Source organism: Mixta intestinalis, from assembly GCF_009914055.1.
GTDB lineage: Bacteria > Pseudomonadota > Gammaproteobacteria > Enterobacterales > Enterobacteriaceae > Mixta > Mixta intestinalis.
In genome coordinates, this window is sequence record NZ_CP028271.1 from 1,746,850 (window position 1) to 1,762,484 (window position 15,635).

The following is a 15,635-nucleotide window of genomic DNA, read 5'->3' on the forward strand; positions in this document are numbered from 1 at the left end:
CGGGTTTATGGAAGCGTAAGGAAGCTGGCAGGCAAAAGAAAAACTACTGAAAAACAGATCAACCGCTCAGGATAACACTGAATTGAATACCAAAAATAACTGGAAAATAAACCCATGTTGCCGCCCGGCTAAAAAATTCAATTTTAAATCAAATGATTACATGAACCTGACGTTTACCCAATGGTTTTTTCACTTTCCTTTTACGATATTAACGACATTTTTCTCATGATAAAGCGTTGCTTTATAATGTCCTGTTAAGCTGATAATAAGTTATCCCTGTTTAATGTTGAAACATTAAACTATCAGTTAAAGAAAGAACTGATGATCGACACGTATAATTCCATTTGAGAATATTATTTACTGGCAAATTAATAGAAACAAATTAACCCTGTCTTTACCAGGTCATTAATCGGAAATGCCGTAACAAGAGCGAAATTGTGCATAAATAATGCTGTGCCAGGAGGCGTCTGAACGGAATAACGTGTCCGCAAAGGGAAATGTATGGCCGCAACGAAAGAAGGAACCGTCAGCGCATCAAGAAGAAGGCAACGTCGCAGGCTGGCGATAGAATAAAAAAAACCCCAACAAGAGGCTGGGGTTTGGTACTTGCAAACATCACGTCTGAGGAACGGCGTGCTGCGCGGCAAAAACTGTTGGGCTCAGGCGACCCGGACCCTGTTCAACTGCATAAAACTTTTCATCGCCTCAACCATATCGCCATCCACACAGTGGCGGCTGAACTCATCGGTTTCAATGGCGGAGCTCATGGATACGCCCGCTTTGCGGTAGCGCATCGGTGACGCCACCAGCTGCGCGGCGGAGCTATGCAGCTCACGAATACCGGCATCCAGGAACTTTTGCAGGTTGCTCAACCGCACGCCCGCACCAGCCATAATGATTGGACCGTCACTTAGCTCAGTAAGTTCCTTTAACAGTACAATTCCGCTTTCGGCGCTCTGCTGCTGTCCCGATGTCAGAATGCGCGCAACGCCCAGCCCGGTCAACGTTTCCAGCGCGCGTTTTGGGCTGTGGCAGAGGTCAAAGGCGCGGTGAAATGTGACCTGCATATCGCCACACAGCAGCATAATCTCGCGCATCTTACTGATATCTATATGCGCATCAGCGTCCAGCATACCGAACACAACTCCCGGAAAGCCCAGCTCGCGAATCATCGCCACATCAGATTTCATCGCAGCAAATTCACTTGCGCTGTAGCAAAAATCGCCGCCGCGTGGACGAACAATGGGATGAACAGGTATGTGAAGCTGCGCCCGCGCCGCCTGCAACATACCGAAGGAAGGCGTCAACCCGCCCTCTTTCGGTGACGCACATAGCTCAACCCGATCGGCACCCGCTTCCTGCGCAACAACCGCACAGTCCACTCCGTAGCAGCATACTTCCAGTTTAACCATTTCATCCTCCTGTTTAATGACTGCTGGCTGGTTTCCTGATTTCCGTTGGGCTCAGTTTGCAGGGCAGTATAATGAGAAGACTAATCATGGCATTCAATTTCGATCTATGGATAGACCGCCATCACAGCGCCAGGCTGAAGTGGCAAAAACAGGTGACATTAGGGTTACGCCTGCTCGCTGGCCACGATCTCCTGAATGCTCCACGGATGAAATTTAATGGTGATTTGCCCATCGGTTACCGCCAGCGTCGGATTTGGCAGGCGTTCGCCCTCTCCCTGCGGCGCGCTGGTTTTAAACGAGATGCCGGGCTGGAGCAGACCGCTGTCGGATAACAGAGCCATCGCCCGCGCGCCCAGCGTTTGTGGATCGCCACGCAGCACTATCTCAACGTGTTCCCAGCCTTCATGCCGGTAAAGCTTTTGACCCGGCCAGGGCAGCTCAACCACGCTGATGCGCCACGGACCTACTTTTATCGGCGTATGCAGCTCGAATAAACAGATAGGTCGTCCGTTGATCATCTTTTCTGAGAACAGATGCCCTACCTGCATCAGCCCCTGCTTCCAGCGTTCCGCCGTGGCGTTCTGGTGACAACGCAGCGAAATATGGTCGGCTTCCCGCCCTTCCAGCGTCAATCCCAACCTTTCCGCTAACTCAAGCAGCTGTTGTTCGAAACGCGGCAGGTCTTCTGCCAGGTCAGAAAGCGCTTCCAGATTATTCCTGAACGGCACAATTAGCCCTCACATTTATACAATTTTTCTAAAGTATTTGCGCCATGCGACCGCAATCACAAGGCCATTGATAGTTATAAAATAACTCTTTAAGTTTAATTTTCTTGATAAATTAACGTAATTTATCGTATTAATGTCCAGTTTAGCACGGTACAAGACCAAAAAATATTTTATAAAAACACCATTAAGTTAATGTTTTCCATTACGTTTGTTTCAGGCTTAAGGTAATTCCTAATTGGACAGAGCAACAATTGCGGCTCCTAAGCCTTTCTTATAAATTTACCCGAACCATCACACAAGGAATGGCTATATGTTTAAACTCATTATTATTGCAGTTCTTATCGCGCTGATGGGGTTTGCTATCTCCCGCCACTGGAAGGTGCGTAATGAAAAAACGGTAAGCAATCCATACAGACACTTTCGCCGCCGCTAACCTTTTTTCACCCCGGCGGAAACATACTCAGCCGTGTTTCCGCCCGTTGGGGCTGCTGACGCCTTCCTCCAAATCAAGTATACTTCTCCCCTTCTTTTTTCCCCCGGCGCTATTGTACAGCAACCTGCCAGGCTGTCAGGCGTCGTGACGATCGTGCCCGTAACCGCAACGCGGCGGGCAATGCAGACAGATGAAGGTAACTCGGTGAATATTCAGGCTCTCCTTTCCGAAAAAGTTAGTCAGGCGATGATCGCCGTTGGCGCGCCAGCAGATTGCGAACCTATGGTTCGTCAGTCGGCCAGAGTCCAGTTTGGCGATTACCAGGCCAATGGCATTATGGCGGTGGCGAAGAAACTGGGGCAGCAACCACGCCAGCTGGCCGAGCAGGTTGTGCAGCATCTCGCGCTGGACGGCATTGCCAGCAAAGTTGAAATCGCCGGTCCGGGCTTCATTAACATTTTCCTTGCACCGGAATGGCTGGCACAGCAGGCCGAAAGCGCCCTCGCTTCGCCGCGTCTGAACGTGACGCCGGTAGAGGCGGAAACCATCGTGATTGACTACTCTGCGCCAAACGTGGCGAAAGAGATGCACGTGGGACACGTACGCTCAACGATTATCGGTGATGCGGCGGCCCGCACGCTGGAGTTCCTCGGCCATCACGTTATTCGTGCCAACCACGTCGGCGACTGGGGTACTCAGTTCGGTATGCTGATCGCCTATCTGGAAAAACAGCAGCGCGAGCATCATGAAGCGATTGCCCTTTCCGATCTGGAAACGTTTTATCGCGAAGCGAAAAAGACCTACGATGAAGATGAAGCGTTCGCCGAACGTGCGCGCGGTTACGTGGTGAAGCTGCAGGGCGGCGATGAATATTGCCGTACCATGTGGAAAAAGCTGGTCGATATCACCATGACGCAGAACCAGACGATTTATGATCGTCTGAACGTGACGCTGACGCGTAAAGATGTGATGGGCGAGAGCCTGTATAACGATATGCTGCCAGGCATCGTTGCCGATTTGAAGGCCAAAGGGCTGGCGGTAGAGAGTGAAGGTGCCACCGTTGTTTTCCTTGATGAGTTTAAGAATAAGGAAGGCGAACCGATGGGCGTCATCATTCAGAAGAAGGATGGCGGCTATCTCTATACCACAACGGATATCGCCTGCGCGAAATATCGTTATGAGCAGCTGCACGCCGATCGTGTGCTTTACTACATCGATTCCCGTCAGCATCAACATCTGATGCAGGCGTGGACCATCGTGCGCAAAGCGGGTTACGTGCCGGAATCGGTGCCGCTGGAACACCATATGTTCGGCATGATGCTGGGTAAAGATGGACGTCCGTTTAAGACTCGCAGCGGCGGCACCATTAAGCTTTCCGATCTGCTGGATGAAGCGGTGGAACGCGCCACGGCACTGGTTTCAGAGAAGAACCCGGATATGGATGCCGATGAGCTGCGCAAGCTGGCGAATATCGTTGGTATCGGCGCGGTGAAATATGCCGATCTGTCGAAGAGCCGCACTACCGATTATATTTTCGACTGGGATAATATGCTGGCCTTTGAAGGTAATACCGCGCCGTATATGCAGTACGCCTATACGCGTGTGCTGTCGGTGTTCCGTAAGGCAGGTATTGATGAGACCGCAGCGCTGGCAGGCAAGATTCAGCTGCTCGATCCTCGCGAAGCACAGTTGGCGGCTCGTCTGTTGCAGTTTGAAGAGACGATTACCCAGGTTGCACGTGACGGCACGCCGCACGTGATGTGTGCTTATCTGTACGATCTGGCTGGTCTGTTCTCCGGTTTCTATGAACACTGTCCGATTCTGTCAGCGGAAGATGAAGCGGTACGTCAGAGCCGCCTGAAGCTGGCGCTGCTGACGGCAAGAACGCTGAAGCAGGGTCTGGATACGTTGGGTATTGAGACGGTTGAGCGTATGTAAACTCGTTTTAACGCTAAATCAGGTTATTGAATCCACGCTTCGGCGTGGATTTTTATTTGGCCGGCTTTGGGATTAATTGCGGCGGACTCTGAGGCTGGCGTAGGTATTGCGCCTGCCTGTGGAGAGAAAGGCCGCTACGTAAAGACGCCGTAAATCCATCCCTGGAGGCTCTGCCGCGTCATCCCTGACGCGGAAGCTTTACTTCGCAGCCTCTCCTCTCCCGGCTTCAGCTTTTGTGGATATTTGCCGCCGCCCGGTTAGCTTTCGAGACCAATTTCAGAAACTAACAGTTAAGTTACGGCAGCGCCGATCTATGGGAAGCGGGAGGGGTAGCACGATGAGGCGGGCCTCCCGCGCCAGGGAAGGCGCGGGCGGAGGCCCCAGGGACGGGTTTATGCCGTCCCGCCGAACGGGTTACCCCTCCTGCGACCGGCACAATACAAACCTTGTTATACCGCCACGGTTAAAATGTCATCACAAACGGCTCGATTCAGATCTTGCGATAACCGGCTCGGTACGAATCCCATCCCCCCAACACGGCCTGACTTATTGATAATTCACCATCACCTGATTACTACGCACCCGCAGCACCGGAAACAGCCGTCCCTGCCCTGGGACGCTATAAATAAAACGCAACGTATCGCCCGCCGGAACATTCGTCAGCCCGCGCGTCGAGCCGCTCGCTCCCTCAATCGGCGTACAGCGGGTACTCGAACAAAGCTTAACCTGCAACCCCGCAGGCTGCGGGCCGGTCAACTCAAAACGCCAGTAAATCAGCGTCATCACACCGGAAATCGACTCCGGCGGCGAAACCGGCGCGGAAGCGGCCTCAACGCCACGATTACTCAACGCCACGCCCACGGCGCTGCCCTGCCACGCGCCGCCCGTCGCCTGCGCCACCAGCGGCAACAACAGCGCCAACGCCAACAACACCCGCATCACTGACCTCCAATCGTCGCCGTCATACGAATCTGACGGTTATCGGTCAGCTCCATATTAGAAAGCACCGCCAGCTGCGGCAGATTGCGGCGCAGAAAACGCGCCAGCAACGCCCGCAACGGATGATTCACCAACAGCACCGGCGGCGCGCCCAGCATCTCCTGATTTTGCAGTGCACGCTGCGCCTGATCCAACAAACGATCCGCCAGCCCCGGCTCCAGCCCGCCGCCGCCCTGCAACGCCTGCAACAACAGCCGCTCCAGCGTCGCATCCAGACCGATCACCTGCACCTCGCCGCTGCCGGGAAACCACTGCTGCGTAATAGCACGGCCCAGCGCCACGCGCACCACCGTCGTCAACTCATAAGGATCGCTCTGCACCGGCGCATGCTCCGCCAGCGTCTCAATAATGGTGCGCATATCGCGAATCGACACCCGCTCCGCCAGCAAATTCTGCAACACCTTATGCAGCGTGGTCAGTGAAATCACGCCCGGCACCAGATCCTCTGTCAGTTTCGGCATCTCCTGACTCACGCGATCCAACAGCTGCTGTGCCTCCTGACGCCCAAACAGCTCACTGGCGTACTGGCCGATCAGATGATTAAGATGCGTCGCCACCACCGTACTGGCCTCTACCACGGTAAAGCCCTGAATCTGCGCCTGCTCCTTCAGCGCGCTGTCAATCCAGACGGCGGCCAGACCAAACGCCGGATCGACCGTAGTTTCACCGGGCAAACTCCCGGCGGCAGTGCCGGGGTTAATCGCCATCCAGCGCCCAGGGTAAGCATCGCCGCTGCCGATCTCCACGCCCTTCATCAAAATACGATAGCGTGCGGCAGGCAAATCCATATTGTCGCGAATATGCACCACCGGCGGCAAAAAGCCCATCTCCTGCGCGAACTTCTTACGAATACTGCGGATACGTCCCAGCAGCTCGCCGTTCTGCTGCTGATCCACCATCGGGATCAGGCGATAACCCACCTCCATCCCCAGCGAATCTTCCAGCTGCACATCGCCCCAGGTGGCTTCCACCGTAGCGGCGCTCTCCTGCGCGCGCGGCATCGACGACGGCACGGCGAGCTTCGGCTGCATCTCGCGCCCACGCTGCCACCAGGCCAGACCCAGCAGCGCGGCGGTAAACAGCAAAAAGACCAGGTTCGGCATGCCCGGCACCAGACCCAGCAGACCCAGCACGCCTGCGCTCAGCATCATCACGCGTGGGTTACTGAACAGCTGGTTCACCATCTGCTCGCCCACATCCTGCTCGGTACTGACGCGCGTCACGATCACGCCCGCCGCGGTGGAAATCACCAGCGCCGGGATCTGCGCCACCAGACCGTCACCGATGGTCAACAGCGTATAGCTCTCTGCCGCCGCGCCGAGCGGCATACCGTGCTGCACCACGCCCACCAGCAGGCCGCCGACCACGTTAATAATCATGATCATAATGCCCGCGATGGCGTCACCACGAACAAACTTACTGGCACCGTCCATTGAGCCGTAAAAATCCGCCTCCTGAGTGACCTCAGCGCGGCGCTTCTTCGCCTCCTCCTCGCCGATCAAACCGGCGTTCAGATCGGCATCGATCGCCATCTGCTTGCCAGGCATACCGTCCAGTACAAAACGCGCGCCCACTTCGGCAATACGTCCGGCACCTTTGGTAATCACCATAAAGTTAATGATGATCAGAATAATAAATACCACGATACCAATGGCGAAGTTGCCGCCAACCAGGAAGTGCCCAAAGGCTTCCACCACACGCCCCGCCGCTGCCGCACCAGTATGCCCCTCCAGCAAAATCACACGCGTTGAGGCGACGTTCAGCGCCAGACGCAGCAGGGTAGAAAACAGCAGAATGGTAGGAAACGCCGCGAACTCCAGCGTGCGCTGGGTGAACATTGCCACCAGCAGCACCATAATGGAAAGCGCGATATTAAAGGTAAACAGCAGATCGAGGATAAAGGGCGGCAGCGGCAGCACCATCATCGACAGGATCATCAGAATCAGCAGCGGGCCAGCCAGCACCTTCAGCTGCGAATCTTTCATGTTACCCGGTAAGCGAAGTAAAGCGGCCAGATTAGCCATCGGATCGTGTTTCTCCTGCAAAGTCCAGTTCAGCCGGGACCGGCAAACGTTGAGGTTTCTTCGGTATCAGCCCGCCTTCACGCTTCCAGCGTTTCAGCTGCCATACCCAGGCCAGCACCTCGGCTACCGCCGCGTAAAGCGCCCCCGGAATGTGCTGACCGATTTCACTGTGGCGATATAGCGCACGCGCCAGCGGCGGCGCTTCCAGAATGGGTACACGGTGCGTTTTACCCAGCTCGCGAATTCTCAGCGCCACGTCGCCAGCGCCTTTCGCCAGCACCTTCGGCGCGCTCATCTTCTTCTCGTCATACTGCAACGCCACCGAATAGTGCGTCGGGTTGGTGACGATCACATCCGCCTTCGGCACATCGGCCATCATGCGGCGACGGGCGGCGGCGCGCATCGCCTGGCGAATACGCCCTTTAACGTGCGGATCGCCCTCCATCTCTTTATGCTCATCGCGAATCTCCTGACGCGACATACGCAGCTTTTTGAAATGGCTGAACAGCTGCCAGAAAACATCAAAACCGACCATCGGCACCAGCCCCAGCACCACCAGAAAGCAGCACACCGCCACCATATTCAGGCCGTGCGCCAGCGCGTCAAAAGGTGACTCGGTAATCAGCCGCAGCATCTCCGGCCATTTTGCCCAGACATACCAGCCCGCCACCGAGCCAACCAGCGCCGCCTTCAGCACCGCTTTCAACAGCTCGGCCCAGGTCTGTGAGGAGACCATGCGCTTCAGGCCGCTCAGCGGATTGAGTTTGCCGAAATTAAACGCGATCGATTTACCGCTCAGCACCATCCCGCCAAGCAGCATCGGCGCGGCGATAGCCACCAGCACCAGGCCACCCATCATCGGCAGCAGCGCCCAGACCGCCTGACCCAGCAAACGACTGACGTGACGTACTATCTGGCCCGGATCGTTGATCAGCCGGTGATCGAAGCTAAAGCCGGAAGCGACCATGTCTGCCAGCTGGCGTGCCATCGGCTCGCCGCCCATCCAGAGGATCAGCAGCCCCGCCACCAGCATCAGCAGCGACGTCAGCTCGCGCGAGCGCGGGATCTGTCCCTCTTTCCGCGCTTTCTCAAGTCGGTGGGGTGTGGGGGATTCTGTTTTTTCCTCGTCGCTCTCTTCAGCCACGTTGCAAAACCTGCGCCGGAATGGGAATGCAGCATAGGTTGCCAAAAGCGGCAGGTTTTAATGCGCCGAGTAGCAGGGTGAAACAGGGGTTATTTCGGGAATGGACGCGGCGGGCTGACGTAATGCCAGTCCGCTACGTAAAACAGCAGGCCGCCGCGCTGGTTAACGAATGGCGGCCTTGTACTTAAAAACCCAGACTATCAAGCAGATCGTCAACCTGATCCTGGTTCGCTACCACGCCCGGCGCGGCGGCGTTGATCTGCGGGCCGTTCAGCAGGCTATTTTCTTCCCGCTTCTGGCGCGCGTTCGCTTCCGGCATATTTTCCAGCAGCACCATTAACAGCTGGCGCTCAATCTCCTGGATCACATCCATCATGCGTTTAATCACCTGACCGGTCAGATCCTGAAAATCCTGCGCCATCATAATGTCGAGCAGCTGCGCATTGGTAAAGGAGGTGTGTTCCGGCACGATAGCCAGATAATCGCGCGTATCCGAAACCAGCACGCGCGCGTCCGCCAGCTCAATAGGGTTTTCAAACCAGGCATCCCAGCGCGTTTTTAGATCTTTAGCACCGCTTTCCAGCGCCTCCTGACGCGGCTGCGACGCTTCGACGCAGTTCAGCGCCCGCTCAGCCGCCTGCGCCGTCATCTGCACCACGTAATCAAGGCGGTCACGGGCGTCGGGAATCGCTTCCGCCGCTTCCGCAATCGCCTGATCCAGCCCCAGCTCGCGCAGGCTGTCACGCAGCATACGCGTCAGGGAGCCGATGCGTGAGATAATATCTTGCGCCGAAGCCGCATCGGTCGCTGGTTTCGTAAGTTCGCTCATCACGTCTCCTTACATACCTAATTTTTCGAAGATCTTACCTAACTTCTCTTCCAGGGTCGCTGCGGTAAAAGGTTTAACGACATAGCCGCTGGCACCAGCCTGTGCGGCAGCAATAATGTTCTCTTTCTTCGCCTCGGCGGTTACCATCAGCACCGGCAGCTTGCCCAGCGTGGCGTCGGCGCGGATGGTTTGCAGCAGTTGCAGACCATCCATATTCGGCATGTTCCAGTCGGAAATGACGAAATCGAACCCGCCTGCGCGCAGTTTGGTCAGCGCATCAGCACCATCTTCCGCTTCTTCAACGTTATTGAAGCCCAGCTCTTTCAGCAGGTTACGGACGATACGACGCATCGTATTGAAATCGTCCACCACCAAAAAGCGCATATTCTTGTCAGCCATATCTACTCCTGTGTTATTCGTCCCGCTGGACGGGCCCGGTTAAATTCGCAATGCCTGTCCGGCGCTAATTTTTGCCAGCATGTGCTGGCTGATTTGGTGCAGATCCACCACTTCACTGGCTCCCCCGTAGGCAATCGCCTCACGTGGCATGCCGAAAACGACACAGCTCGCTTCATTCTGGGCGATGGTCCAGGCTCCGGCGCGGTACATCTCCAGCAGCCCCGCCGCGCCATCGTTGCCCATCCCGGTCAGGATCACGCCAACGGCGTTACGTCCGGCATGTTGCGCCACCGACTTAAACAGCACGTCCACCGACGGCTTATGGCGGTTAACCGGCGGCCCATCGTTCAGCTTTATCTGATAGTTAGCGCCGCTACGCGCCAGCTCCAGGTGCATGGCACCGGGCGCGATATAGGCGTGCCCTGGCAGAATACGCTCGCCATCTTCCGCCTCTTTCACGGTAATCTGGCACAGCTTGTTTAGCCGCTCGGCGAAGGAGCGGGTAAAGCCCGGCGGCATATGCTGGGTAATCAGCAGTGCCGGACTGGTGACCGGCAGCGGCTGAAGCACATGGCGAATCGCTTCGGTGCCGCCGGTTGACGCGCCGATAGCGATCAGCTTCTCGCTGCTCAGCAGCGGGCCCGCCTTCAGCAGCGCCGGAGCCGCCTGCGGCACACGCGGCACCAGCCGGGCGCGTGCCGCCGCACGGATCTTGTCGGCGATCATCTGGCTGTAGGCCATCATCCCTTCGCGAATGCCCAGCTGTGGCTTGGTGACGAAATCGATCGCCCCCAGCTCCAGCGCACGTAGCGTCACCTCCGAGCCTTTTGCGGTCAGGGAAGAGACCATTACCACCGGCATCGGGCGCAGGCGCATCAGCTTTTCCAGAAAGTCGAGGCCGTCCATTCGCGGCATCTCCACATCCAGCGTCAGTACCTGCGGGTCGTACTGCTTGATTAAATCGCGCGCCACCAGCGGATCGGGTGCAGTGGCTACCATCTCCATATCAGGATGGCTGTTAATGATTTCCGTCATCAGCTGTCGCATCAGCGCTGAATCATCAACGCACATTACGGTGATTTTGCTCATGATCTTTCCTTCGTCAGTCCATAGACCGTCTGCCCGCGCAGATAGAACTCTTTACTGATCTGGCTGAAGTTTTCCGAGTGACCGGCAAACAGCAGCCCGCCCGGCTTCAGCAGCGGGACAAAACGCCGCAGGATCTTTTCCTGAGTCTCTTTATCGAAATAGATCATCACGTTGCGGCAAAAAATGGCATCAAAGGGGCCAGGCAGCGCCCACTCATGCGCCAGCAGATTCAGCTGGACAAAACTGATCGTATTCGCCAGCTCCGACCGTACACGCACCATCCCGGTATGCGGCCCGGTGCCGCGCAAAAAGAAACGCTGCATCTGCGGCTGCGACAGCGTGCGCAGTTCCTCCTGGCGATAGATGCCTGACGAGGCCTTTTCCAGTACCTGCGTATCGATATCGCTGGCGTGGACCGAAAACTTCCCCGGCCCGACGCCCAGCGTTTCCGCCAGCGTCATGGCGATGGAGTATGGCTCCTCGCCGGTAGAGGCCGCAGTACTCCAGACGTTGTAGCTGCCGCCGCGCCGTTTGGCGTGATCCGCCAGAATAGGGAAATGGTGCGCCTCGCGGAAAAAAGCCGTCAGGTTGGTGGTCAGCGCGTTAATAAACGCCTGCCACTCGGCGCTGTTGGCATCGTTTTCCAGCAGCGCGAGGTAGCGCCCGAAATCATCAATATTCAACGTGCGCAGGCGGCGTACCAGCCGGTTGTAAACCATTTCACGTTTGTGATCGGCGAGCACGATACCGGCTCGCTGATAAATAAGCTGGCTGATACGGCGAAAGTGCGTATCGGAGAGCGGCAGGCGCTGGACCATTTGGGCCAGCAGCGTGGTGCTCTCAGGTGGTGCCAGTAGTGTCGATTTCTTCATCCAGGTTCACCCAACAAAAGCAATTTAACGGGTACAGAGCGCCGCTTACTTCTCCCGGCGCGACATTCTGTTGTGTGACCTCGTCTGGCCCGCCGCCTGGAGAATCAGAAGGTTTCCCAGTTCTCATCCGTTGCGACGGCGGCTTTACGCGCTGCCGCTGACGGCGCTGCGCTTTGCGTTTTTTTCGTTGCCACAGATACGTTAACGGCGGCGGCAGCGAATTCTTTACGAATTCTGAACACAGAAACCGCCTGGCTGAGACGACTCGCCTGCTCTTCCAGCGCGGCCGCTGCCGAGGCGGATTCTTCCACCAGCGCGGCGTTCTGCTGCGTAACGCGATCCATCTCGGTCACCGCCAGGCCTACCTGATCGATGCCGCGGCTCTGCTCATCTGACGCTGAGGCGATCTCGCCCATAATGTCGGTGACGCGTGTCACCGCGCTGACGATATCGCTCATGGTTTCGCCCGCGCTCTCCACCAGCACCGAGCCGGTATCGACGCGCGCGACGGAATCCTCAATCAGCGATTTGATCTCTTTCGCCGCCTGGGCGCTGCGCTGCGCCAGATTACGCACCTCACCCGCCACCACGGCGAAGCCGCGTCCCTGCTCACCGGCACGTGCCGCTTCCACCGCCGCGTTCAGCGCCAGGATATTGGTCTGGAAAGCGATGCCGTCGATCACGCTGGTGATATCAGCGATTTTTTTCGAGCTGCCGGCGATGTCGCTCATGGTTTTCACCACGCCATCCACCACCTTGCCGCCCTTCTGCGCGGTTTCCGAGGCGCTCAGCGCCAGCTGCGACGCCTGGCGTGCGTTTTCCGCGTTCTGCTTCACGGTGGCGGTCAGCTGCTCCATGCTGGCGGCGGTCTGCTCCAGCGAGGCGGCCTGCTGCTCGGTACGCGAAGAAAGATCGTTGCTGCCCGCAGTGATTTCGCTGGCACCGGTATAGATGGCGTCAGACCCGTCGCGCACGTCGCTGACGGTGCGTACCAGCTCCTGCTGCATGTTCTGCAGGCTGGCCGCCAGCAGGCTCATCTCATTACGCCCTTCCACTTCAATCGGCTGCGTTAGATCGCCGCTGGCGATATGGCGGATATGCTCAATGGTTGATTTCAGCGGGCTCAGCAGGATGCGGTGCATCCCCATCCATACCAGCGCCACGATGCCTGCCAGCATCAGCAGTACAATGCCGATAATCCACAGCGCGCGCTGATAGGCGTCTTCGTTCTGGTCAGCACCGGCTGCCATCAGGCCGCTGGTGGTCTGCGCCCAGACGGTATAAGCACTTTCAAAATCGTTCTGAAAACCCTGCGTCGGCTGATCGACAAACCCTTTCAGGTCGCCCGCCCCCAGCAGCTGCACCAGCTCGCTCAGCGCATCATGCAGTACCTTATATTTGTCATTGACCGCCACCAGATAAGGCATGTTTTTTACGTCTTCAGGCAGTTCGGCGCTATAGGCGGTAAAGCTTTTATCGGCGGTTTGCAGCTGCTGATTCGCCAGCGCTACCAACTCGGCAACGGTGCTGCCGCTGCCCATATGGTTAGCGTCCAGCATGTAGCGAATACCGGCGCGGTTAAGGGTGTTACGCGCCTGAATCAGCGCGTCCCAGGCCGCGTTGAGGCTGATCTGCTCACGCTGGATCTGTTGCGAAAGCACGAAATTTTCCCGATCCCCTTTCAGGGCGTTGAAGAACAGCCCGCTGGAGGCTATTTGCAGTACAGCGAAAATCGCCAGCACCAGGATCAGTGCCGTCACAACTTTAATATGCTTAAACATGGTGGACCTTAAAGCGTGGTTGGAATGACAAGATTTATCGGCATGGCAAACCGAATCTTTATCCTTATCTGCAATTAACTGCGTAGCCGTAACGCTGTCGGGCGGGCGGCTTTCCGTTGACGAACGGGGAGAGCAACAATGCCGCCGGAGAGCGGCATTGGTTAATCATGAATAGCGGGATTAGAAGGTTTCCCAGTTAGTATCCGTAGCGGATGCGCCAGCAGGCTTCAGCGCAGCGGTTTTGCCGGGCGCGGGCCTTTTCAGCACGGCGGTGCGGCTGACCTGGCTGTGACGCACTTTAAATACCGAAACGGCCTGGCTGAGACGGCTCGCCTGCTCTTCCAGCGCGGCCGCTGCCGAGGCGGATTCTTCCACCAGCGCGGCGTTCTGCTGCGTAACGCGATCCATCTCGGTCACCGCCAGGCCTACCTGATCGATGCCGCGGCTCTGCTCATCCGACGCTGAGGCGATCTCGCCCATAATATCGGTGACGCGCGTTACCGCGCTGACGATATCGCTCATGGTTTCACCGGCGGTACCCACCAGCGCAGAGCCGGTATCAACGCGCGCAACGGAATCCTCAATCAGCGATTTGATCTCTTTCGCCGCCTGGGCGCTGCGCTGCGCCAGATTGCGCACCTCACCCGCCACCACGGCAAAGCCGCGCCCCTGCTCACCGGCACGCGCCGCTTCCACCGCCGCGTTCAGCGCCAGGATATTGGTCTGGAAGGCGATACCGTCGATCACGCTGATGATATCGGCAATTTTCTTCGAGCTGCCGGCGATGTCGCTCATGGTTTTCACCACGCCATCCACCACCTGCCCGCCCTTTTGCGCGGTTTCCGAGGCGCTCAGCGCCAGCTGCGACGCCTGGCGTGCGTTTTCCGCGTTCTGCTTCACGGTGGCGGTCAGCTGCTCCATGCTGGCGGCGGTCTGCTCCAGTGAAGCGGCCTGCTGCTCGGTACGCGAAGAGAGATCGTTGCTGCCTGCGGTGATTTCGCTGGCACCGGTATAGATGGCGTCGGAACCGTCGCGCACGTCGCTGACGGTACGTACCAGCTCCTGCTGCATGTTCTGCAGGCTGGCCGCCAGCAGGCTCATCTCATTACGCCCTTCCACTTCAATCGGCTGTGTCAGGTCACCGCTGGCGATAGCCTGAATATGCTGCATCACCTTTTGCAGCGGCTGGAGCAGGATACGTTGCAGGCCGAACCAGCACAGCACGATCACCGCCAGCACCAGCGTCATTACCGTACCCAGTATCCACAGCATGGTATTAAACGCACGTTCGTTTCCCGCAATGCCTTTTGCCGACAGCATCGCCTGTGCGCTGCGCCATTCGGTGTAGACCGCCTGGGCCTCATTCTGCTTCTGTTCGATATTGAGTTTATACATCGTCTCCAGCTGCTTCGCCGCCAGCAGCTCAGTCATATCGCTCAGGGTTTTCGCCAGAATGTTGTATTTTTCTTCCATGCGCTGCGACAGCGCATCGTCCAGGCCCGGCGTATCCGGCGTTGCCTTATATAAGCGGTACTGTTTAGCCGCTTCCGCCAGCTGACTGCGGCTCTGCTGCACCAGCGCATCCAGTCCGCCGCCGTTGATATTGCTGGCCATATCGCTTTGCAGGCGCAGCATGCCCCGGTTCAGCGTGATACGCGTCTGGTTAAGCGCGATCCAGGCATCGGTGAGCGCCGCCACGTTTTGACTGGAAGTTTGCGAGACGGAAAAATTGGTTTTGTCCTGATTCAGCGCCTGGAAAAACAGCCCGCCCGCCAGCAGCTGCATAACGCCGAAAATAACCAGCACCACAATCAGGCTGGTCACGACTTTGATTCGCTTCAACATACTTACCCCTGGTATTGAGAAAATGAGCTACCAGCAGGTTATCGGCAACGATACGGCAACGTTTATCGTCGCTGATGAAAAATCGGTTGGTTGAAGAATCGACATAAAAAAGATGCCGTCAAATGACGGCATCGGAGGGGAG

At 57.0% G+C, this 15,635-nt stretch carries 13 protein-coding genes; 2 read left to right on the plus strand and 11 right to left on the minus strand.

What is annotated here, in order from left to right:
- Positions 1-659: 659 nt before the first annotated feature.
- Positions 660-1,412: a copper homeostasis protein CutC gene (gene cutC / locus C7M51_RS08305; protein ID WP_160621366.1), complete on the minus strand. Its 753-nt coding sequence runs from the start codon at positions 1,410-1,412 to the stop codon at positions 660-662.
- Between the two features lie 164 nt (positions 1,413-1,576).
- Positions 1,577-2,140 carry a VOC family protein gene (locus C7M51_RS08310; protein WP_160621367.1) on the minus strand — a complete coding sequence of 188 codons (564 nt, stop codon included), beginning with the start codon at positions 2,138-2,140 and terminating at the stop codon, positions 1,577-1,579.
- Positions 2,141-2,450: 310 nt separating this feature from the next.
- On the opposite strand from C7M51_RS08310, the gene C7M51_RS22595 reads away from it, so the two are divergent.
- Positions 2,451-2,573, plus strand: coding sequence for a hypothetical protein (locus tag C7M51_RS22595; RefSeq protein ID WP_280115545.1), 123 nt, complete (start codon positions 2,451-2,453; stop codon positions 2,571-2,573).
- 204 nt (positions 2,574-2,777) lie between these two features.
- Positions 2,778-4,511, plus strand: coding sequence for an arginine--tRNA ligase (argS, locus tag C7M51_RS08315; RefSeq protein ID WP_160623603.1), 1,734 nt, complete (start codon positions 2,778-2,780; stop codon positions 4,509-4,511).
- 546 nt (positions 4,512-5,057) lie between these two features.
- Here the strand turns inward: argS and flhE are convergent.
- From flhE to C7M51_RS08360, 9 genes are all read right to left on the minus strand, one after another.
- A complete protein-coding gene (gene flhE / locus C7M51_RS08320; RefSeq protein ID WP_160621368.1) occupies positions 5,058-5,450 on the minus strand; it encodes a flagellar protein FlhE in 393 nt (130 codons plus the stop codon).
- Positions 5,450-7,534 (minus strand): flagellar biosynthesis protein FlhA, encoded by a 2,085-nt coding sequence (gene flhA, locus C7M51_RS08325; protein WP_160621369.1) that lies wholly within the window; start codon positions 7,532-7,534, stop codon positions 5,450-5,452. Before flhA ends, flhE begins: the two co-directional genes overlap by 1 nt.
- The gene (flhB, locus tag C7M51_RS08330; protein ID WP_160621370.1) at positions 7,527-8,678 is read right to left on the minus strand and encodes a flagellar biosynthesis protein FlhB; all 1,152 of its coding nucleotides are present in this window, start codon (positions 8,676-8,678) and stop codon (positions 7,527-7,529) included. Before flhB ends, flhA begins: the two co-directional genes overlap by 8 nt.
- Positions 8,679-8,862: 184 nt before the next feature.
- The gene (gene cheZ / locus C7M51_RS08335) at positions 8,863-9,507 is read right to left on the minus strand and encodes a protein phosphatase CheZ (protein ID WP_160621371.1); all 645 of its coding nucleotides are present in this window, start codon (positions 9,505-9,507) and stop codon (positions 8,863-8,865) included.
- 9 nt (positions 9,508-9,516) lie between these two features.
- A complete protein-coding gene (gene cheY / locus C7M51_RS08340; protein WP_104957647.1) occupies positions 9,517-9,906 on the minus strand; it encodes a chemotaxis response regulator CheY in 390 nt (129 codons plus the stop codon).
- A 39-nt stretch (positions 9,907-9,945) separates the two neighbouring features.
- Entirely contained in the window at positions 9,946-10,995 is a 1,050-nt protein-coding gene (locus tag C7M51_RS08345; protein WP_160621372.1) for a protein-glutamate methylesterase/protein-glutamine glutaminase, read from the minus strand.
- Positions 10,992-11,867 carry a protein-glutamate O-methyltransferase CheR gene (gene cheR, locus C7M51_RS08350; RefSeq protein ID WP_160621373.1) on the minus strand — a complete coding sequence of 292 codons (876 nt, stop codon included), beginning with the start codon at positions 11,865-11,867 and terminating at the stop codon, positions 10,992-10,994. The genes C7M51_RS08345 and cheR overlap by 4 nt, the downstream gene beginning before the upstream one ends.
- 104 nt (positions 11,868-11,971) lie before the next feature.
- Entirely contained in the window at positions 11,972-13,648 is a 1,677-nt protein-coding gene (locus tag C7M51_RS08355; protein ID WP_160621374.1) for a methyl-accepting chemotaxis protein, read from the minus strand.
- A 180-nt stretch (positions 13,649-13,828) separates the two neighbouring features.
- The gene (locus C7M51_RS08360) at positions 13,829-15,493 is read right to left on the minus strand and encodes a methyl-accepting chemotaxis protein (protein WP_160621375.1); all 1,665 of its coding nucleotides are present in this window, start codon (positions 15,491-15,493) and stop codon (positions 13,829-13,831) included.
- Between the last annotated feature and the right edge of the window lie 142 nt (positions 15,494-15,635).

What these genes read in the sequence shown, in the direction of transcription:
- cutC (WP_160621366.1), bottom strand. Translation starts at nt 1,412, where the DNA reads ATGGTTAAACTGGAAGTATGCTGCTACGGAGTGGACTGTGCGGTTGTT.
- C7M51_RS22595 (WP_280115545.1), top strand. Translation starts at nt 2,451, where the DNA reads ATGTTTAAACTCATTATTATTGCAGTTCTTATCGCGCTGATGGGGTTT.
- flhE (WP_160621368.1), bottom strand. Translation starts at nt 5,450, where the DNA reads ATGCGGGTGTTGTTGGCGTTGGCGCTGTTGTTGCCGCTGGTGGCGCAG.
- flhA (WP_160621369.1), bottom strand. Translation starts at nt 7,534, where the DNA reads ATGGCTAATCTGGCCGCTTTACTTCGCTTACCGGGTAACATGAAAGAT.
- cheZ (WP_160621371.1), bottom strand. Translation starts at nt 9,507, where the DNA reads ATGAGCGAACTTACGAAACCAGCGACCGATGCGGCTTCGGCGCAAGAT.
- cheY (WP_104957647.1), bottom strand. Translation starts at nt 9,906, where the DNA reads ATGGCTGACAAGAATATGCGCTTTTTGGTGGTGGACGATTTCAATACG.
- C7M51_RS08345 (WP_160621372.1), bottom strand. Translation starts at nt 10,995, where the DNA reads ATGAGCAAAATCACCGTAATGTGCGTTGATGATTCAGCGCTGATGCGA.
- cheR (WP_160621373.1), bottom strand. Translation starts at nt 11,867, where the DNA reads ATGAAGAAATCGACACTACTGGCACCACCTGAGAGCACCACGCTGCTG.
- C7M51_RS08355 (WP_160621374.1), bottom strand. Translation starts at nt 13,648, where the DNA reads ATGTTTAAGCATATTAAAGTTGTGACGGCACTGATCCTGGTGCTGGCG.
- C7M51_RS08360 (WP_160621375.1), bottom strand. Translation starts at nt 15,493, where the DNA reads ATGTTGAAGCGAATCAAAGTCGTGACCAGCCTGATTGTGGTGCTGGTT.